The sequence below is a fragment of the Pseudomonas sp. G7(2022) genome, assembly GCF_052660475.1.
In genome coordinates, this window is the sequence record NZ_CP109659.1 from 4010543 (window position 1) to 4029901 (window position 19359).

General features: G+C 58.7%; 23 protein-coding genes. 10 read left to right on the forward strand and 13 right to left on the reverse strand.

Features of this window, described 5'->3' with window-relative positions; genetic code table 11:
• Nucleotides 1-183 precede the first annotated feature (183 nt).
• Complete coding sequence (locus NE357_RS18185; protein WP_169431028.1) at nt 184-1002, reverse strand: shikimate 5-dehydrogenase; 819 nt, start codon at nt 1000-1002, stop codon at nt 184-186.
• A 254-nt stretch (nt 1003-1256) separates the two neighbouring features.
• On the opposite strand from NE357_RS18185, the gene NE357_RS18190 reads away from it, so the two are divergent.
• The 3 genes from NE357_RS18190 to NE357_RS18200 all read left to right on the forward strand — a co-directional run bounded on the left by NE357_RS18190 (nt 1257) and on the right by NE357_RS18200 (nt 2326).
• A complete protein-coding gene (locus tag NE357_RS18190; protein ID WP_025108898.1) occupies nt 1257-1601 on the forward strand; it encodes a hypothetical protein in 345 nt (114 codons plus the stop codon).
• A gap of 245 nt (nt 1602-1846) precedes the next feature.
• Nucleotides 1847-2041, forward strand: coding sequence for a hypothetical protein (locus NE357_RS18195; protein ID WP_065259358.1), 195 nt, complete (start codon nt 1847-1849; stop codon nt 2039-2041).
• Between the two features lie 102 nt (nt 2042-2143).
• Nucleotides 2144-2326, forward strand: coding sequence for a hypothetical protein (locus NE357_RS18200; RefSeq protein WP_169431029.1), 183 nt, complete (start codon nt 2144-2146; stop codon nt 2324-2326).
• Here NE357_RS18200 and NE357_RS18205 read toward each other — a convergent pair.
• Nucleotides 2323-3384, reverse strand: a complete 1062-nt coding sequence (locus NE357_RS18205; protein WP_169431030.1) for an AI-2E family transporter — start codon at nt 3382-3384, stop codon at nt 2323-2325. The genes NE357_RS18200 and NE357_RS18205 overlap by 4 nt on opposite strands.
• A gap of 156 nt (nt 3385-3540) precedes the next feature.
• On the opposite strand from NE357_RS18205, the gene trhP reads away from it, so the two are divergent.
• The gene (gene trhP, locus NE357_RS18210) at nt 3541-4869 is read left to right on the forward strand and encodes a prephenate-dependent tRNA uridine(34) hydroxylase TrhP (protein ID WP_169431031.1); all 1329 of its coding nucleotides are present in this window, start codon (nt 3541-3543) and stop codon (nt 4867-4869) included.
• Nucleotides 4870-4875: 6 nt separating this feature from the next.
• Here trhP and NE357_RS18215 read toward each other — a convergent pair whose 3' ends face one another.
• Complete coding sequence (locus NE357_RS18215; RefSeq protein WP_169431032.1) at nt 4876-5739, reverse strand: LysR family transcriptional regulator; 864 nt, start codon at nt 5737-5739, stop codon at nt 4876-4878.
• Between the two features lie 101 nt (nt 5740-5840).
• Here NE357_RS18215 and NE357_RS18220 point away from each other — a divergent pair, with 101 nt between their 5' ends.
• A complete protein-coding gene (locus tag NE357_RS18220; RefSeq protein ID WP_249314311.1) occupies nt 5841-6734 on the forward strand; it encodes a DMT family transporter in 894 nt (297 codons plus the stop codon).
• A gap of 11 nt (nt 6735-6745) precedes the next feature.
• Here NE357_RS18220 and NE357_RS18225 read toward each other — a convergent pair whose 3' ends face one another.
• A complete protein-coding gene (locus NE357_RS18225) occupies nt 6746-7462 on the reverse strand; it encodes a FadR/GntR family transcriptional regulator (protein WP_169431034.1) in 717 nt (238 codons plus the stop codon).
• Between the two features lie 365 nt (nt 7463-7827).
• On the opposite strand from NE357_RS18225, the gene NE357_RS18230 reads away from it, so the two are divergent.
• Together NE357_RS18230 and gudD are read left to right on the forward strand one after the other, a co-directional pair.
• Nucleotides 7828-9174, forward strand: coding sequence for an MFS transporter (locus NE357_RS18230; RefSeq protein ID WP_169431035.1), 1347 nt, complete (start codon nt 7828-7830; stop codon nt 9172-9174).
• 24 nt (nt 9175-9198) lie between these two features.
• Nucleotides 9199-10542 carry a glucarate dehydratase gene (gene gudD / locus NE357_RS18235; protein WP_169431036.1) on the forward strand — a complete coding sequence of 448 codons (1344 nt, stop codon included), beginning with the start codon at nt 9199-9201 and terminating at the stop codon, nt 10540-10542.
• On the opposite strand, the gene NE357_RS18240 is transcribed toward gudD, so the two are convergent.
• Nucleotides 10539-11414 carry a LysR family transcriptional regulator gene (locus NE357_RS18240; RefSeq protein ID WP_011335055.1) on the reverse strand — a complete coding sequence of 292 codons (876 nt, stop codon included), beginning with the start codon at nt 11412-11414 and terminating at the stop codon, nt 10539-10541. The two genes, gudD and NE357_RS18240, sit on opposite strands and share 4 nt — an antisense overlap.
• A 161-nt stretch (nt 11415-11575) precedes the next feature.
• On the opposite strand from NE357_RS18240, the gene ampC reads away from it, so the two are divergent.
• Nucleotides 11576-12742, forward strand: coding sequence for a class C beta-lactamase (gene ampC / locus NE357_RS18245; RefSeq protein ID WP_169431037.1), 1167 nt, complete (start codon nt 11576-11578; stop codon nt 12740-12742).
• Between the two features lie 66 nt (nt 12743-12808).
• Here ampC and NE357_RS18250 read toward each other — a convergent pair whose 3' ends face one another.
• Nucleotides 12809-13375, reverse strand: a complete 567-nt coding sequence (locus NE357_RS18250) for a DUF4174 domain-containing protein (RefSeq protein ID WP_169431038.1) — start codon at nt 13373-13375, stop codon at nt 12809-12811.
• Nucleotides 13376-13585: 210 nt separating this feature from the next.
• On the opposite strand from NE357_RS18250, the gene NE357_RS18255 reads away from it, so the two are divergent.
• Nucleotides 13586-14050 (forward strand): GNAT family N-acetyltransferase, encoded by a 465-nt coding sequence (locus NE357_RS18255; protein ID WP_169431039.1) that lies wholly within the window; start codon nt 13586-13588, stop codon nt 14048-14050.
• Between the two features lie 4 nt (nt 14051-14054).
• Here NE357_RS18255 and NE357_RS18260 read toward each other — a convergent pair whose 3' ends face one another.
• From NE357_RS18260 to NE357_RS18270, 3 genes are all read right to left on the reverse strand, one after another.
• Nucleotides 14055-14381, reverse strand: a complete 327-nt coding sequence (locus tag NE357_RS18260; protein WP_169431040.1) for a hypothetical protein — start codon at nt 14379-14381, stop codon at nt 14055-14057.
• Nucleotides 14382-14394: 13 nt separating this feature from the next.
• A complete protein-coding gene (locus NE357_RS18265) occupies nt 14395-15180 on the reverse strand; it encodes a sulfite exporter TauE/SafE family protein (protein ID WP_169431041.1) in 786 nt (261 codons plus the stop codon).
• A 95-nt stretch (nt 15181-15275) separates the two neighbouring features.
• Complete coding sequence (locus NE357_RS18270) at nt 15276-16025, reverse strand: hypothetical protein (RefSeq protein ID WP_169431042.1); 750 nt, start codon at nt 16023-16025, stop codon at nt 15276-15278.
• Nucleotides 16026-16271: 246 nt separating this feature from the next.
• Between NE357_RS18270 and NE357_RS18275 the strand changes: the two genes are divergently transcribed.
• Complete coding sequence (locus tag NE357_RS18275) at nt 16272-17420, forward strand: aldose epimerase family protein (RefSeq protein ID WP_103386218.1); 1149 nt, start codon at nt 16272-16274, stop codon at nt 17418-17420.
• Nucleotides 17421-17581: 161 nt separating this feature from the next.
• Here the strand turns inward: NE357_RS18275 and NE357_RS18280 are convergent, their stop codons facing one another.
• From NE357_RS18280 to NE357_RS18295, 4 genes are all read right to left on the reverse strand, one after another.
• A complete protein-coding gene (locus tag NE357_RS18280) occupies nt 17582-17845 on the reverse strand; it encodes a PAAR domain-containing protein (RefSeq protein ID WP_169431043.1) in 264 nt (87 codons plus the stop codon).
• Nucleotides 17846-17912: 67 nt separating this feature from the next.
• Nucleotides 17913-18239: a hypothetical protein gene (locus NE357_RS18285; protein ID WP_169431044.1), complete on the reverse strand. Its 327-nt coding sequence runs from the start codon at nt 18237-18239 to the stop codon at nt 17913-17915.
• A gap of 10 nt (nt 18240-18249) precedes the next feature.
• Nucleotides 18250-18504, reverse strand: a complete 255-nt coding sequence (locus NE357_RS18290) for an Imm32 family immunity protein (protein WP_169428214.1) — start codon at nt 18502-18504, stop codon at nt 18250-18252.
• Between the two features lie 113 nt (nt 18505-18617).
• Nucleotides 18618-19157, reverse strand: coding sequence for a hypothetical protein (locus NE357_RS18295; protein WP_169431045.1), 540 nt, complete (start codon nt 19155-19157; stop codon nt 18618-18620).
• Nucleotides 19158-19359 lie beyond the last annotated feature (202 nt).

Sequence of the window (19359 nt, forward strand, 5' to 3'; positions counted from 1 at the left end):
AAACCTCGGCTTTTGTGAAGGGCAAGTCTGTGCTTGCTGATCCGGCAGTATAAACAAAGCAAGGCAAGAAACCGCGTCGCGGCAATCGCTAGCAGGCTAGCTCCCACGGGAGGTATGCATTTCCACTGTGGGAGCTAGCCTGCTAGCGATGAGGCCCGCCAAGCCAACACAAAAACGAAGGACTCAGCTGCGGGCAAACGCCACCGCCGCATCGAACTGCTCCACCGTCGGCCGCACACCGGTGTACAGCACAAACTGCTCCAGCGCCTGGATCGCGATCACTTCCAGCCCGGTGATCACTTTTTTACCTTCGGCACGCCCACGCACGATCAGCGGGGTTTCCGACGGGATCGCCACCACATCGAACACAGTGTCGGCAGACTTGATCACATCCACGTCAAAAGAAAGCTGTCCCGCTTCCGGGCCGCCGTCCATCCCGACCGGCGTCACGTTGATCAGCATCTGCGGGCGCTCGTCACCCAATTCCGCCTGCCAGCGATAGCCCAGGGAGTCCGCCAGTGCACGCCCGGCGCGCTCGTTGCGGGCCACGATCAAACCGTTTTTGTAACCACCATCGCGCAAGGCACTGGCCACAGCCTTGGCCATGCCACCGCTGCCACGCAGGGCGAAAGTCGAGTCCTTCGGCACCGCGTGGGTTTCCAGCAACTGGGCAATCGCAATGTAATCGGTGTTGTAGGCCTTGAGATGGCCGTTGGTGTTGACGATGGTGTTGATCGACTGGATCGCTGCCGCCGAGGCATCCAGCTCATCGACCAGCGCAATGCTCGCTTCCTTGAACGGCATCGACACCCCGCAACCGCGGATGCCCAGCGCCCGAATCCCGCCGACAGCCCCCGGCAGATCCTGGCTGCTGAAAGCCTTGTAATAAAAATTCAGGCCCAATTGCTCATACAAATGGTTATGAAAACGCAGACCGAAATTCCCGGGACGCCCAGACAGGGACATGCACAATTGGGTGTCTTTGTTGGGGTTCATCTGCATGGGAGGCTCCTTTGAATGCACTTTCGGATGGACGGGATTAGCCAGGCCATCGGGTTCTGAACGATCATAAGGCGGTCTGTTCCGGGCATCGCAGCCGACGCACGAAACCCGGTAAGCAAACCGGTACAGACCTTACACAAAATTTACCCAGCCGCCGTGCTGTTTTTCCAAATGTTGCTGTCTTAGAAGTATCCCCGCGCTATCCCGAGCCTGATGCAGGCCCGGACGCCGGGTCGAAGAACCGAGGATTAATCATGATTCGTAAACTCCCCATCGTGGCCTTGTTGATTGGTGCATTCGCGATCACGGGTCAGGCAGAAGCCCACGGCGGTGGCTGGCAGGGTCCGGCGGTATTTGGTGCGATCGTCGGCTCGGCCATCATCGGCTCGGCGCTCATCAACCAGGATCGGCCGGTGTACGTCCAACAGCCTGTTTACGCTCAACCGGCACCGGTCTACGTGCAGCAACCGCCGCCACCGGTCTACTACCAGCCGGCCCCGGTTTATGTGCAGCAACCGGTTTATGTTCCGGGTCCGGTCTACTACGGTCCACCCCGTGGTTATTACGGCCACCCGCACTACTATGGTGGTCGCTGGTAAGCACACAGACAAAGCCCCGCTTTTACAGCGGGGCTTTTTTTGGCCTTGAGAAAGCCGACCGTCCGTCGGCCAACGTCTGAAAAAATCTCGCCAAGGTCGCTGTGGAGACAGTTCCACCCGTTAAAGTCGGCATGATGGACTCGACCGTTGGGCCGAAACACACAACGGTCATCTATTTGTCATGACGGAACCGCAATCTGAATCCGTCCGCATACAACAGGTTGATAAAAACAAGGACGACTGGAATGCCAACACAGAATCCGCACCGCATCGTCGGTTTATGCACGTCGGGCAAGGTCTACAACGCCCTGACCGAGCTCAAGCACCTGGAAGGCCACCGCACGGCGAAATTTCTCTCGCTGCTGGCGGAAAACCTGGTGCGCAAGGGCCTGCTCAACGAGCACGAGATCGTGCACATGCTTGACCAGGTGGTCGATTGACCCAGCCCTCAACGGCATCAATGACCACTATCGAAAGCGTTGATTGTCCCTGAAACGGCCGAGTCCCTAAGGTAGCTCCATCGATTGATGGAGGTACTTGTCATGGCTCAGGTTCAAATCATGTCCGTTGTCGGCAGCGCGGTTCCCGCATCGCTCAGAGAGCTGGGCCTGCTCGCCTGCTGGTATCTGGTGCGCGACGGCGAGCCGGTCAGCGGTCCGCTCACCTCCTTGCCAGCCGCTCAGGCGCTGTCGCAACGACTGATCGACGGACCGTTCAAGGCTTAAGGCAGCTGCACTTTCGGTTTGGACTCGATGAACAACGCCCAGCTCGACATGAACAATGCAGCGATCAGCGGCCCGATCACGAAACCGCTGAGACCGAACACGGCCAGTCCGCCCAGGGTCGAGATCAGAATCATGTAGTCCGGCATCCGGGTGTCCTTGCCCACCAGGATCGGGCGCAGCACGTTATCCACCAGACCGATCACGAACACCCCGAACAGCCCCAGCACCACGCCCTGCCAGATCATCCCGCTGAGCAGGAAGTAAACCGCCACCGGCGCCCAGACGATCCCTGCCCCCACCGCCGGCAGCAGCGACAGAAACGCCATCAGCACCGCCCAGAGCAAGGCACTGGGAATGTCGAGAAACCAGAAAATCGCCCCGCCCAACGCACCTTGCGTAATGGCCACCAGCAGGTTGCCTTTGACCGTGGCCCGCACCACCCGATTGAATTTCAGTTGCAGACGCCGCTTGTGATGCTCTTCCAGCGGCACCGCCGTGCGGACTTTGCGCGCCAGTTCGGCGCCGTCGCGCAGGAAGAAAAACAGCAAATACAACATGATGAAAAAACTCACCACGAACTCGAAAGTCCCTTGGCCGAAACTGAATGCCTGGCTCGCCAGCGCCTGACTGCCCTGCATGGCAGCCTTGACGATCTTCTCGCGCAAGGCATTGAGCTCGCCCATGCCGAAGCGATCAAGCAGGTGCTGAAAGTAAGGCGGCAGACTGTGCTTGAACTGCGCCAGATAGGCGCCGATATCGAGCTTGCCGCTTTCGATATTGTCGTAAAGCGTCGCGCCTTCCTGCACCAGCAGCACACTGAGGACGATCACCGGCAAGATCGCGATCACCAGGCAGATGCTCAAGGTACACAGTGAGGTCAGGTTGCGTTGCCAGCCGAATTTCAGCTGCAACTGACGTTGCATCGGTGCGAACAGGATGCCAAGGATCACTGCCCAGAACACCGCGCCGTAGAACGGCAGCAGGATCCAGATGAAGGCGACCGTCACCAGAAACAGCAGCACGGTGAGGGATTTGAATTGCAGACTCTTTTGGTTCATGTCCGGTCCAGGTCAGTCAGGCGCCACCCGCGCCCGTCCCGTTTAGTCAGCCAGCATCAGCGCGAGTGCCGTGTTTCTTCATGGAGCATAGATCCAGATCAATAAACCCTCGGCGCAACTGCTCTACCCTGCCGCGCTTTTGCGACCGACGCCGCCATGACGACCTCCTTCACCCCCGAACTGCTCGCCCCCGCCGGCACCCTGAAAAACATGCGTTATGCCTTCGCCTATGGGGCCGATGCGGTGTATGCCGGCCAGCCGCGCTACAGCCTGCGGGTGCGCAACAACGAGTTCGATCACGCCAATCTGGCGCTCGGCATTCGTGAAGCCCAGGCCCAGGGCAAGCGCTTCTACGTGGTGGTCAACATCGCGCCACACAATGCCAAACTGAAGACCTTCCTCAAGGACTTGGCGCCGGTGATCGAAATGGCACCGGACGCGCTGATCATGTCCGACCCCGGCCTGATCATGCTGGTGCGCCGGCACTTCCCGCAGATGCCGATCCACCTCTCGGTGCAGGCCAACACGGTGAATTGGGCGAGTGTCGAGTTCTGGCAACAGCAGGGGTTGAGCCGGATCATCCTGTCCCGTGAGTTGTCGCTGGAAGAGATCGGCGAAATCCGCGAGCAAGTGCCGGGCATGGAGCTGGAAGTATTCGTCCACGGCGCGCTGTGCATGGCCTATTCCGGCCGCTGCCTGCTCTCGGGCTACATGAACAAACGCGACGCCAATCAAGGCACCTGCACCAACGCCTGCCGCTGGAAATACTCGGCCCAGGAAGCCACCGAGAACCCGCTCGGCGAAATCGTGCAGAGCTTCGAACCGCAACCGACCCTCGGCCTCGGCGCCCCCACCGATCAGGTGTTCCTGTTGCAGGAAGCCAATCGTCCCGGCGAGATGATGCCGGCCTTCGAAGACGAGCACGGCACCTACATCATGAACGCCAAGGACCTGCGCGCGGTGCAGCACGTCGAGCGCCTGACCCGCATGGGCGTACACTCGCTGAAGATCGAAGGCCGGACCAAATCCCACTTTTATTGCGCACGCACTACCCAGGTGTACCGCCGGGCCATCGACGATGCAGTGGCCGGCCGTGAATTCGACCGCAGCCTGATGACCGATCTGGAGTCATTGGCCCAGCGCGGCTACACCGAAGGTTTCCTGCGTCGGCACGTCCATGACGAATACCAGAACTACCAGAACGGCAGCTCGGTGTCAGAGCGTCAGCAGTTTGTAGGTGAGTTGACCGGCGAACGCCGGGACAGGCTCGCCGAGGTCAAGGTGAAGAACCGATTTGCCCTGGGCGATCATCTGGAACTGATGACACCCAAGGGCAATTTCCATTTTGATCTGCAGGAACTGCAGAACCTCAAGGGCGAAGCCATCGACGTGGCACCGGGAGATGGGCACACCGTGTACTTGCCGATTCCGGACGCCGTTGATCTGCACTTCGGGCTGTTGATGCGCGACGTGAGCGGAGCCTGATCCGGCTCAGGCAAACTCCTCACGCAACATCGCCACAAACGCCTCACGCGCCGGGTGCACCCCGGCGTTTTCATGCCAGTAGAACAAATTGTCGATGGCCGTCAGTTCGGGAAACTCGAAACCCGTACACCCCGCACCTTTGGCGTATTGCTCGAACACGCCCTTGGGCACCAGCGCCACACCCGCCCCGGCACTCACACAACCGACAATCGCCCCGTAACTGGCCAGGCTGACAATCGGCAGCGACAGCCCCTGGCGCAACAGCCAGTGCTCCAGCGCGGCGCGATACGGACAACCCTGCGGCCACATGAACACGGTCTTGTCCTGCAAATCGGCGAGGTTGCGCACCGGCCCGAACGAGGTCGATGCGATCAACAGCAATTCTTCGCGATACATCGGCGTGCGCTTGAGCCGGGAGCGTTCGACGTCCACCGCAACGATCGCGCCGTCCAGGCGATGACTGACCGTATCGTCGAGCAATTGCCCCCAGGTACCGGTGGTCAGTTCCAGCGCCACGTTCGGATAGCGTTTGTGAAATTTCGCCAGCAGGCGCGGCAGTCGCCCGGTGGCCGAGGATTCAATGGCGCCGATGCGCAGCGGCCCGGACGGTTCGGCGCCGGGATCGACTGCGCGCTTGGCTTCGGCCGTCAGTGCCAGAATCCTTTCTGCATAGGCGAGAAAAGTCTGCCCCGCAGGACTGATCCGCAACCCCCGCCCTTCACGCAGAAACAGCGCCACACCCAGCTCCGCTTCCAGGGATTTGATCCGCGCCGTGATGTTCGACGGCACGCAAAACAGCCTTTCGGCGGCTTTGGCGATGCTGCCGACCTCGGCCACGGTCTTGAACATGCGGATCTGTGCCAGCTCCATAATCATCACTCTGAGTGAACGGTTTGCGCAGTATAAGTCAGTTGTGACGAATGATTGGCGACCCGGATACTCGACGCATCAACCCTCTTGGTGCCTCGCTCATGCCTTCCACTTCGCCCTTGAAAATCCTGTTGGCCATGGCCTTCGTCGTCGGCTGCTGGGCCTATTCGCCGACCGGCATCCACATCGGCCTGCAAGCTTACGATCCCGGTCATCTGGCGTTGCTGCGGTTTCTGCTGGCGTCGCTGTTCATGGCAGTGATTGCAGGCTTCAAAGGCATTCACCTACCGCGCTTTCAAGACCTGCCACTGTTATTGGCCCTGGGCTTTTTTGCCGTCAGCCTGCATCACGTCGTGTTGAACATCGGCCAGCAAAGCGTCAGCGCCGGCGCGTCGAGTGTGCTGGCGCAATCGACGCCGCTGTTCAGCACGCTGCTGGCGCGGTTTCTGTTCAAGGATCGGGTCAGCGTCTGGCGCTGGGGTTGCGTGTTGCTGGGATTGGTCGGCGTGGTGATTGTGGTGAGCGGCGATCGCGGTCTCGGCAGCATCGACGCCCATGGTTTGCTGATCCTGCTGGCGGCGGTGTCGTGGAGCGTTTACTTCGCCCTGCAAAAACACTACGCCCGGCGCTACGACGGACTGACGCTGGTTTGCTACACGGTGTGGTCCGGCACGCTGTTGCTGTTGATCTACTTGCCGGGGCTGGTCGACAGCGTGATCAATGCGCCGCTGCGGGTGCAATGGGCGGTGCTTGGTCTGGGGGTGTTTCCCAGCGCCCTCGCCTACCTGGCGTGGGCATTCGTGCTAAAGCATGTGGACCTGAGCCGGGCGACGATGACGCTGTACCTGATTCCACCGACTGCGATGGGGATTGCTTCGGTGGGCCTGGGTGAACGCCCGACGCTGCTGGTGCTGGTGGGGTCGGCGGTGGTGTTGATCAGCGTGCTGGCGTTGAATCTGGAGCGGCCGGCGGTGGTGCGGGCCATTGAGATGTGAGCCGCTGCGCTTCAGGCTCCGCCTGCCGAAAACCGGTCACGACTGTTGCTCAGGTGCAGCCACATCGCCGCCCGCGCCGCGTCCGGATCCTGACGTTTGATCGCGTTGAAAATCGCCTCATGCTCAAGATTCGCCAGTTGCCCGAGCTTGCTCAAATCCACCGCTCCGCGCTCGGCCGCATTGACCCGCGTGCGCGGAATCATCGCGCTGCCCAGGTGCTGCATGATTTCGGTGAAGCAGACATTGCCGGTGGCTTCGGCAATCAGCAGATGAAAGCGCCGGTCGGCTTCAACGCAGCTGTCGTTGTTGGCCAATAGACGCTGATAGTCATCCAGCGCCTGACGCATCTGCACCAGTTGTTGCTCGGTGCGACGCTGCGCGGCCAGCGCCGCAGCTTGTGTCTCCAGCCCCATGCGCAACTCGAGAATGCTGCGCACGCCCAGTGCGGTGTCGACATTCAGCCGCAACCCCTGCTCCGGTGCGCGTTCGATCACGAAGGTGCCGATGCCGTGCCGCGTCTCCACCAGCCCAGACGCCTGCAACTTGGAAATCGCCTCACGCACCACGGTGCGACTGACGCCGTGTTCCTGAACGATCGAGTTTTCTGACGGCAGCTTGTCACCGGGCAGCATCTGGCCGAGCAGGATGCTCTGGGTGAGTTTTTCCACCAGGTCGTGGGCCAGGTTGTGCGCGCGTTTGCGAGCAGGTGCGTCGAGGTCTTCTTGCATGGTCGGTTCCGGTGATCAGGGCACACCGATCGTAGCACTGGGTGCGATGACTTGTATGAGCTCCTATGAACTCCGGGGATCAACTTGTATGACAACACTAGATTTCAGCTAGAAAATCTCCCGTTGCGCCGAGCAGTCGCACCACAACCACTGGCATGGAATGCTTTGCCACGCCTGTCAAAATCCCTATGAAAGCCAACAAAAACGGCACTGAAAACCTAAAAGAGCATAAAAACCGATCGCCGTAGACAAATTTGATTGACCTCTCCCGCTTGTAGGACAAAAAAATCTAGTTGTATGATGTCTATCAACAACACAACACCCAGCCACACCCCGCATAAAAATAACGAGTGGGAGAAAACCAAGTGAAATCATCCATTGCCGGGATGAACGAGGGCGCCGATTCGGTGCTGTCCTCCGCCATTGCCAAAGTCAAACGCCACGTCCTGCCGCTGTTCGTGATCATGTTCATCGTCAATTACATTGACCGGGTGAACATCGGCTTCGTCCGCACTCACATGGAACATGACCTCGGCATCGGTGCCGCGGCCTACGGTTTCGGTGCCGGACTGTTCTTCATCGGTTACGCGCTGTTCGAAGTCCCCTCCAACATGCTGCTGCAAAAGGTCGGCGCACGAATCTGGCTGACCCGCATCATGCTCACCTGGGGTCTGGTGGCCGCCGGGATGGCGTTCATCCAGAACGAAACCCACTTCTACATCCTGCGTTTTTTGCTCGGCGTGGCCGAAGCCGGGTTCTTTCCCGGAGTGATCTACTACTTCACCCGCTGGTTGCCGGGGGCCGAGCGCGGCAAGGCGATTGCGATTTTCTTGAGCGGTTCGGCCGTGGCCTCGCTGATTTCCGGTCCGCTGTCCGGCCTGCTGTTGCAGATCGAAGGCCTGGGCCTGCACGGCTGGCAGTGGATGTATTTCATTGAAGGGATGTTCTCGGTCGGCCTGTGCGTGTTCGTCTGGTTCTGGCTCGACGCTAAACCCCACGATGCGAAGTGGCTGACCCGCGCCGAGCAGGATGCGCTGGTCATAGCCATCGACGATGAACAGAAGGCCCGCGAAGCCGCAACGCCGATCCGGCCGTCGCTGGGCAAGCTGCTCAAGGATCGCCAGATCATCCTGTTCTGCCTGATCTACTTCTTCATTCAATTGACGATCTACGCCGCGACGTTCTGGCTGCCGAGCATCATCAAGAAGATGGGCGAGATGAGCGACTTCCAGGTCGGCCTGTTCAACTCGATTCCGTGGCTGCTGTCGATCATCGGCATGTACGCGTTCGCCTCGTTCTCGGCGAAGTGGAAACACCAGCAGGCGTGGGTGGCCACGGCGCTGTTGATCGCCGCCGCGGGGATGTTCATGTCCACCACTGGCGGACCGATTTTTGCCTTCGTCGCGATCTGCTTTGCTGCGCTGGGTTTCAAATCTGCGTCGTCACTGTTCTGGCCGATTCCGCAGGCTTACCTTGACGCACGGATCGCCGCTGCCGTCATCGCGCTGATCAACTCGGTGGGCAACCTCGGCGGCTTCGTCGCCCCCACCACTTTCGGCCTGCTGGAACAACACACCGGTTCGATTCAGGGCGGCCTCTATGGTCTGGCCGCAACCTCGATCATCGCCGCAATCATCGTGTTCGCCGCCCGCATGACACCCAAATCCGCTCCTGACATCGCCGTAGCCGATGCCGCGCCGAAACACGCCTGAATCCGTTTGAAAGGACAACAAGACATGACCGCACACGACATCGCCAAAGCCCCGATCATCACCGAGATGCAAGTCATCCCGGTGGCCGGCCACGACGGTATGCTGCTCAACCTGAGCGGCGCCCACGGGCCGTTTTTCACCCGTAACATCGTCATCCTCAAGGACAACGCCGGCCACACCGGCGTCGGTGAAGTGCCCGGCGGCGAACGCATCCGCCAGACCCTCGAAGACGCCCGCAGCCTGGTGGTCGGCAGCCCGATCGGCACGTATCAGAAGATCCTCAACCAGGTGCGCCAGACCTTCGCCGACCGCGATGCCGGCGGCCGTGGTCTGCAGACCTTCGACCTGCGCATTACCATTCACGCGGTCACCGGGCTCGAAGCCGCCCTGCTCGACCTGCTCGGCCAGCACCTCGACGTGCCGGTGGCTGCGTTGCTCGGCGAAGGCCAGCAGCGCGATGAAGTGAAGATGCTCGGTTATCTGTTCTACGTCGGTGATCGCCGGGAAACCGACCTCGCCTATCGCAGCGAACCGGATGCCGACAACGACTGGTTCCGCGTGCGTCACGAGAAAGCCATGACCGCCGACGCCGTAGTGCGTCTGGCAGAGGCGGCCCATGCGCGTTACGGCTTCAAGGACTTCAAACTCAAGGGCGGCGTGCTCAGTGGCGATGCCGAAATCGAAGCGGTGACCGCACTGGCCGAGCGCTTTCCCGACGCACGCATTACTCTCGATCCGAACGGTGCGTGGTCACTGAAAGAAGCGATCCGACTGTGCCGCGACCAACATCATGTGCTGGCCTACGCCGAAGACCCGTGCGGTGCGGAAAACGGTTATTCGGGCCGTGAAGTGATGGCGGAATTTCGTCGCGCCACCGGCCTGAAAACCGCTACCAACATGATCGCCACCGACTGGCGTGAAATGGGCCACGCGATTCAGTTGCAGTCGGTGGACATTCCGCTGGCCGACCCACATTTCTGGACCATGCAGGGTTCGGTGCGCGTGGCGCAGATGTGCCACGAATGGGGCCTGACCTGGGGCTCACACTCCAACAACCACTTTGACATTTCCCTGGCGATGTTCACCCACGTCGCGGCCGCCGCGCCGGGCGACATCACCGCCATCGACACCCACTGGATCTGGCAGGACGGCCAGCGCCTGACCAAGGCACCGCTGCAAATCGTCGACGGCTGCGTGCAGGTGCCGAAGAAACCGGGGCTGGGCGTGGAGTTGGACATGGACCAGGTGGCCAAGGCCCATGAACTCTATAAAAGCATGGGACTGGGCGCGCGGGATGACAGCGTGGCGATGCAGTTTCTGATTCCGGGCTGGACGTTCGATAACAAGAAGCCGTGCCTGGTGCGCTAAGCCTGCGCAACCTCCAGTAACCAGTGTCTGAACGCCGCCATCGCCGACGTCTCCGGCCGTGACTGCAACCGCGTCAGCCAATAGCTGCCGGTGGTGATTTCGATGGCAAAGGGTTGGCGGATCAGATCCGCCGCCAGTTGCCGGGCAAACATCAACGGCGGCGCCAGTGCCACCCCGCCGCCTTGCAATGCCGCCTCCATCATCGCCAGCGACGAGTCGAACACGATGCTCTGGGGCGGCGCGGCATGGGTCGCCAGACCGGCCGCGTGAAACCATTCAGGCCACTCATCGGTGCGATAGGAGCGCAACAAACGCTGCTGCAGAAGATCCCCCGGCGTGTGCAACTGTCGGGCGATTTCCGGCACGCAGAGCACCGACAACGGCGCCTCCAGCAAACGGGTCGCCTCGATACCGTGCCACGCCCCGGCGCCAAACCGGATTGCGTAATCCAGCCCTTCGGCGGCGACGTCCACTCGATTGTTGTTGGTCGACAGTCGCAAATCTATGAGCGGATGTTTCGCCTGAAAGTCTGCCAGCCTCGGCAACAACCAACCCACGGCGAAAGTCCCGACCGCGCCGACGGTGAGCATTTCCCGATATTGCCCGCCCGCCAGACGCTCGAGCATCTGCGCGATATGATCGAACGAGGTGGTCAGCACCGGCAGCAGAGTTTCGCCCTCGCCGGTCAGCATCAGCCCACGGGGCAGGCGTTTGAACAGGATCACGCCGAGTTGCGCCTCCAGACTTTTGACCTGATGGCTGACGGCCGCCTGAGTCACGCACAACTCCACCGCCGCACGTGTGAAGCTCAGGTGGCGCGCAGAAGCTTCAAAGGCGCGCAATGCATTCAACGGCAATTGAGGTCGAATCATGCCAAGTCCCAAATTTTTCTAATGGCTCGTCCGAGTTTTCATCGTTTGTCGAACGACGCCGGACTGCCTAGATTTGGCGGCGCCGATCAGCAGCCCAATGAAAAAAACACTCGCAGTGTAGCGGGATAACACCATTAGCACTCATGGAGAGTGATTCAAGCATGTCTTCGATCAACCTGAACAAACTCAAGTCTTTCAGCGCTTTCGGACTTTTCTTCAGCGCCGCCACCTGCCTGGCCGCCCCACAAACCGACGATCAATTACAGGCGCTGGTCAAGGCCACCGTGCCCCCGGTCATGCAGCAACAGGACATCGCGGGTCTGGCGGTGGCCGTGACTGTCGATGGCAAGGCGCATTACTTTAACTACGGTGTCGCTGACAAAAGCACCGGGCAAGCGGTGAATGAAAACACCCTGTTCGAAATCGGCTCGGTGAGCAAAACCTTCACCGCAACCCTCGCCGCCTACGCCCAGGCCAGCGGCAAACTGCAATTCTCCGACAAGGCCAGCCAGCACTGGCCCGAACTGAAAGGCAGCGCTTTCGACCACATCAGCCTGCTGCAACTGGGCACCTACAGCGCGGGAGGCCTGCCGCTGCAATTCCCGGATGCCGCGGACTCTGCCGACAAGATGCTCGGCTATTACCAACAGTGGAAACCGACCTTTCCGGCCGGGAGCCATCGCCTGTATTCCAACCCGAGCATCGGCCTGTTCGGTTTTCTGGCGGCGAAAAACCTCGGCCAGCCGTTCAATCAGGTCATGACCGAAACCCTGCTGCCGAAACTCGGGCTCAAGCACACCTTCCTGTCCGTGCCGGCTTCTGAGGAAAAGCTCTACGCCCAGGGCTATGACAAGAACAACAAGCCGGTTCGAGTCAGCCCCGGTGCCCTCGACTCCGAAGCCTACGGCGTGAAAACCAGCGCCGCCGACCTGCTGCAATACGTCGAGGCCAACCTCGACACCGCCAAACTCGAAACACCCCTGCAAAAAGCCATCGCCCTCACCCACACCGGCTACTACACCGTCGGCGACATGACTCAAGGCCTGGGCTGGGAACGCTATACCTACCCGATCAGCCTCGACCGCCTGCTGGACGGCAACTCGACGCCGATGGCCATGGAACCGCACAAGGTCAAATGGCTCAACCCGCCACAGGCGGAACCGGCGAACGTGCTGCTGAACAAGACCGGCTCTACAGCAGGCTACGGCGCCTACGTCGCGTTCGTGCCGTCGAAGAAAGTCGGGATCGTGATTCTGGCGAACCGCAACTATCCGAATGGAGAGCGGGTGAAGATTGCGCACAGGATTCTGGGTGAGTTGACCCGGTAATCACGGCATAAAAAACGGGCGACCTGAGAAGGTCGCCCGTTTTTTGATAACCGCTGAATCGGAACATCAATCATCCGGCATTTCCGGCGGCTTGGCCGGTTTGGTTGGCTTCGTCGGTTTTGTCCCTTTCGCACCCTTGGCCGGCGCCGGTTCAGCAGCAGCCGGGGCAGTCACCACAGTGGAAGTGGCTTCTTTCTCGGCGGCAGGCAGCGCATCAATGGTGTCGAAAATCTTCTTCAAATCGACCGCCGCCGCTTCATCCCCCGAAGCCGAGAGCTTGGTCTCGCCATCCTTGCCCACCAGAAAGACCTTCGGATACGCCCCGGCGCCAAGCTTCAGCGAGCGCAGCAACGCCATGGTCTGCTGCTGCTCCAGGCTTTTGCCATCGACCTGACCGCTCATGCTCAGGATGGTGTAAACCTTGATCTTGCGGTCGGCGATGCCTTGTTTGTTGGCCGGGTCGTCCAGCGCTTTTTTCAGGCTGACCCAATAAGAATCGACCGTACTGGAAGCGATCACGATCACCGGGCGGTTGATGCCCTTGTCGACGTCCAGAGGGGAATCGCCGTCGGCGGCGAACAGGGGGCCGGCAATCGCCAGCAAGAGTGTCAGGGTCAGTGACCTGATGAGCATGCGCATCTCCTTTTGATATCCACGCTCTAATGATTGCGCATCGCGGCGATTGTTCCGGGGGCTGCCCGGCAAAAGTGTTTCGCCTTGCCCAAAGCTTAGGTCAGCACCGATTTTGCGCAACCGGATACGCACGATCCTCTCGCGCATTTGATTACCTTTTATGAGCGCATTAGGGTGGCTGTTCAACCTGTGAAATGGAGTTCAACGCGCATGCACATCGACTATCTCTGCCATCACCCGCAACTGATCGAGGAACTGGCTGAACTGAACTTCAAGGAATGGGGCCAGTACAGCCCCAAAGACACCCTCGCCAGCCGCACTGAACGTATGCGCGCCGCCTGCGGCAAAGGTGCGATTCCCAGCGTGGTGGTGGCGATCGAAGACGGAAAACTGCTCGGCGGTGCGCTGCTGATCGACAGCGACATGGACACGCGCCCGCAACTGACGCCGTGGCTGGCCGGGGTCTACGTGAAGGCCGAACAGCGTGGCCGCGGCATCGCCTCGCAACTGGTCAACCGCATCGTCGAGGAAGCCGCCGCCCTGGGCGTCCCGCAGCTGTACCTGTACACCGATGCCGCGCAGTCGCTGTATGCGCGGCTGGGTTGGGAGGTGCTGGAAGAAACGGAATACGACGGTTTGCCGGTGACGGTGATGAAGCGCTCGCTCAGCCATTAAGCACTTAGCTCAGCGCCAAATCGAGCGCCGCTTCCAGCCCCGATGGATCAACGCATCGGCCGTCAAGGCGAAGCCTTCCGTCATCGAGGCTGACGTTCAAGATCAAAGTTGGCTTGTCGCCCGGATATTTGCGCAGCAGTAGATCAATAGCACCAGCGGTTTCATTGGTAGTGGAAATCAGGTCCCACTGGCTGCCACTCAAGTCCAGCAGCGTCTGTTGACGATGCTGGTCAACCACCAATGGCGCGTAGAGCCAGTGGCTCATGCGCATTTCCCGGGGCTCGACCGTGATGGCGAGACGGCCATTGCAATGGAATGTGGTTTCGCTCATGGCTGCGTGCCGATCAGAACGCCAGCTTGTAACCGATCAACACCAGCATCGTCGCCAGGCACGGACGCAGCAGTTCATCGGAGACGCGGCCGGTCAGGTGGCTGCCGAGCCAGATGCCCGGCAGCGAGCCGACCAGCAGAAAGCCCAGCACGCCCCAGTCCATGTTGCCCATGCTCGCGTGGCCGAGGCCGGCCACCAGCGTCAGCGGTACGGCGTGGGCGATTTCGGTGCCGACCAGGCGGCGGGTCGGCAGCAGCGGATAGAGGATGAACAGCGCGACGGTGCCGAGGGCGCCGGCACCGATGGAGGTCAGGGCGACCATGGTGCCGAGGATCAGACCGGTAATCACCGTCATGATATTCAAGCGCGTGCCGCTGGGGTTGTAGTTGCCGCCGGCGCGTTTGTGGGCGAATTCCAGCAGGCGCTTCTTGAACAGAATCGCCAGCGCCGTGGCGAACAGCACGAAGCCCAGCGCCTGCTTGATGATGGCGTTCATCGCGTCCGGCGCGGTGTGCAGGGTGCTCAGGAACCACAAGGTCATCGCCACCGCCGGGACACTGCCCAGGGTCAGCCAGCCGGTGATGGCCCAGTCGATGTTCTTGTTCTTCCTGTGAACCAGCACGCCGCTGGATTTGGTGATGGCCGCGTACAGCAGATCCGTGCCCACCGCCGTGGCCGGATTGATGCCGAACCACAGCAGGATCGGCGTCATCAACGAACCGCCGCCGACACCGGTCATGCCGACGATGAACCCCACGACCAGCCCGGCAATCACCAGACCGAAATTTGCCAATTCCATTAAGACATCCAGAAGACGACAGGAAAAATCTGGCCCGCAGCATAGCGATTTTTCTTATAACCTCCTATATCGATCCGATCTATCGTTATGCCATTTCACTGCACTGGCAAAAAATTCAAAAACAGCAGGCTCTGGGCGTAATTCAAACCGATGCGCCGATAGCGCTCATCGAGCATCTGGGTCAGCAGATCCAGGCGCGCCACGACTTTGCCGAACTCCGTGGCAAAGCTCAGGTTGCTGCCCTCTTCTGAAATTTCGTTGGAGAACAGCAGCGGCTGGCCTTCCTTGTTCTGCCGCTGGGCAAGGATCCATGTGGCTTTTTCAATGTTGCGTGCGGCGTTGTTGACGAAGGTCGGGTTGATCGCATCGGTCATGTAGAACTCGGTGCGGTTGCCGTGGGCAGTGACCAGCATGCTGCCGATCGCATAGATGAAGGCGCCGACCCGGTCACCGAGAAACTCGGGGCTCATCGCATAGCTCAGTGCCGCCAGATCTTTCTTGCCGCCGAGAGTTGGCAGAGGTTGCTGCTGTTCGATGGCCAGTCGCACCTGTTTGACCGCCGTGCGGATGTCGAGGTAGCCGGATTTGCGCAGCTCGTCCGGGTTGCGCAGGTACAACTTGCCCATCAAGCGATAGAGGCTGTCGAGGTTGTCGCGCATCGCCAGCGTAGCCATGCGGTCGACGCTGGTCTGGAGAAATTCCTGAGGCCTGCCCTCGCGCATCTGGCTGATGAAATTGTTGCCGTCCTGATGGCTGCAACCGCCGAACAGCAGCGTCGACAGGCAGGCCAGCAGCAGGCACGGGCGGTGAATGAATGCAGCGATGTGAGGCAAAACTCTCGGCATGAATTCTTTGAAGGACACATTCCTGTGCGGCGGGAGTCACCGCAACCTGGCCATGGATAGAGCCGGGGATTTCGCAAAAGTGCGGTGCCAGGGTGGATTCCCGACCTTCGGTGCTGGTTGCCTTTTTCATTTAGTCGGACTTTATTTTTGCAATAAACGCTAAATCCGCTATAAATCTTCATTCACACGATAATTAGCATGACTATTTAACGATTTTCAAAACAACAACAAAATGGAAGGTCAACCATGCTTCAATCCAGACACTCACTCTGCGGCCTCGGACTGTCCCTGATGATCGCCACCCTCTCCGCCCAGGCCGCCGGCCTGTCCAGCGAACACAAAGCCTTCGGTAAAACCAATGACGGCACCCCCGTCGAGCAATACATCCTGCGCAACAGCCACGGCATGCAGGCCACGGTCATCACCTACGGCGCGACCTTGCAGGCGCTGCAAGTGCCGGACAAACACGGCAAGCTCGACGACATCGTCCTCGGTTTCGACGATGTGCAGGGCTACCAGAAAGGCACCGCGTACTTTGGCGCGACCATCGGCCGCTTCGGCAATCGTCTGGCCGATGGCGCTTTCGAACTCGACGGCAAGCGTTATCAAGTGCCGCAGAACGACAAGACCAACGCCTTGCACGGCGGCACGCAGGGCTTCGACAAAAAGGTCTGGAAGGCGAAGGAAACCAAGGACAAGGATTCGGTCGGCGTGACCCTGACCTACCTGTCGGCGGATGGCGAAATGGGTTTCCCCGGCAACCTCACCACCGAAGTGACCTACCGCCTCACCGACAGCAACGAACTGCGCATCGACTACAAGGCCAGCACCGACAAACCGACGGTGCTCAACCTGACCAACCACAGCTACTTCAACCTCGCCGGCGCCGGCAACGGCGACATCCTCAAACAGGTCGCCACCCTGCACGCCAGCCATTACACCCCGGTCACCGCCAAACTGATCCCGACCGGCGAACTGGCGCCCGTGGCCGGCACACCGATGGACTTCACCAAACCCACCGCCATCGGCCAGCACATTAAGGCCGACCATCCGCAGTTGAAATTCGCTGAAGAGAAACAAGGCGGCTTCGATTTCAACTGGGCGCTGGACACCAAGGGTGACGTCAGCAAACTCGCCGCCGAAGTCAGCGACCCGCAATCCGGTCGCCACTTGCAGCTGTTCACCAACGAACCGGGCGTGCAGTTCTACACCAGCAACTTCCTCGACGGCACGGTCAAGGGCAAAGGTGGCAAGGTCTATCCGCACTGGGGCGCGTTCACCCTGGAGACTCAGCACTATCCAGACTCGCCGAACCAGCCGAACTTCCCGAGCACCCGGCTGGATCCGGGACAGACCTACACCCAGAGCGTGGTGTTGAAGTTTTCTGCGAAGTAAGAGCAGAAGATCGCAGGCTGTGGCAGCGTCTATAGGGGAAAATTGATCCTGATGTAGGAGCTGTTGCAGGTTGCGATCTTTTTGCTTTTTGAACCCCTGGACTGGCCCTGCCCACTCTAAATATCGACCAAGGCAGACAGAAGTAACCGAAATTCAGGGACTCAGCTGATTACGGCGCCTTTCGGGCCACTGGAAATCAACGCGGCTCCACAGGCGGTTTTCATGCCGTCCAGCGCGATGGGCACGCCATCGACGGTGTAGGTGCTACTGCCCTCGGCGATCGGGAAAACCCCTTTGCACAATGGGCAACTGACCTTGTGACCGACTCCGGCAATCGGTTTGCCGTTGAGGTCGGTATGGGAAAAGGCTTCGAGGACTTTGCCACCGTGAGTGGTGGAGTCGCCGAGGCGGATTGCGTCTTTCATGTTGTCACTCCTTTGACCAAGGCCTGTTTATTCGCACTAATGCACGATGCAGACATTCAAGCGTTCTTCAAACATTGCCCTTGATGCGAAATGCATCCTTAAGCGGCACCTCATCATCACCTTCCTCAAGACATCTATAGTCGCTGTCACCCAACGCCGAGAGCAAGGTTTGGTATAGGTTCAATGACTTGAAATTGACCTGAAGCCACAAAACGCTCCCACTTTCATAGATCAATCGAGCGTCATAATCGGCGCTACTGTTGAGCGACTGATCTTTCAGGTAGAGGTCGCCAGGTTGTTGTGCGCGAATACATGCATCGCTGCCCTTTATTTTCTTCATTACTTTGCTGGCAGAGGTTGTGTCGCCGAACACCAGCTTGTATTCATGACTCATGATCCGATACTTACACAGGCTTCACCAAGCTGTTATTCAACGCGATGAAGTCCACATTCGCGTCATAGTCGAAGTCTTCAACTATATCTTGAAGGTGCTTATGCTCAAGACCATTCGTTGACATCTCATACGATGCATTAATAAGAAAAACACCAAGCTCTCTAATCGTTTGTGGATCAGCAAGAATCGAAACCTCATCCAGCTGAATACTCGCATCACTACCGACAGCGGTCCCGTGCACAGTAAACTCAGTCAGCCTTTTCATAGATTGAGACCTTTATCCCGAAAGCTTTAAAAATTACAACCTTTAAAGGTGACAAATTTATAAAAAGCAAAAGTCATGCTATCACTCTTTTAGTTGTGAGCGGATGGCACTATTCATTGCATAGTACTGCCCAAATAAATCTGTCGAACCAGCCGTTTGAAAGCATTTGAGCAGCCTTTTGAACTGGCTTCGCTTATCATCGATTCGGGAGTAAGGCACTCGAACGTTTCATGCACTGCTTTCCTTGCTATGTCACCAAAACGCTCATTATCAAAATCGCATTCAACAGTTGAAATCATGTACGAGCTTCTTTTGGATCGCCGACCAAATCTTATTACAATGCTTTCATCAAAAATCAGTGCCCCTTCACTTTCATCTTCGGAAAAATAGAACGAAATCCGATTATCGCCTATCTGCCTCAACGCTGCAGCAAATGGCTGCTTTTTCAAAAGAGAAGTCAGCCTCACCCCACATGCAACACCAAGGCCGCACCCTAACGCCTCACTTACAAAAAAATATTGCTTAAATACAATCGATACTTTTCGACACAAATAAGAAACGCTGTATTCCTTCTCGAAAAAATGAAAATCATCCAGATCCCCGACCAACTCAAAATCGGCATTTAAAAACTCAGACTCAGAGAAACCCTTCAATTCAAAAATATTTGGTTGAAGATTACCCGCTCCTTCTAAAAACAGCGCAATCAGCTTATAAAAATCAGTAAAAATCTTATATCTCCTTATTTACGCGCCATCGGGTTCTTTCCTGCGGCATAGTGCCCACTCAGAAAGGTACCGACCTGAACAAAGGTGACAGATTTATATAATGCAAAAATCATACAAAAATAAATCCCCC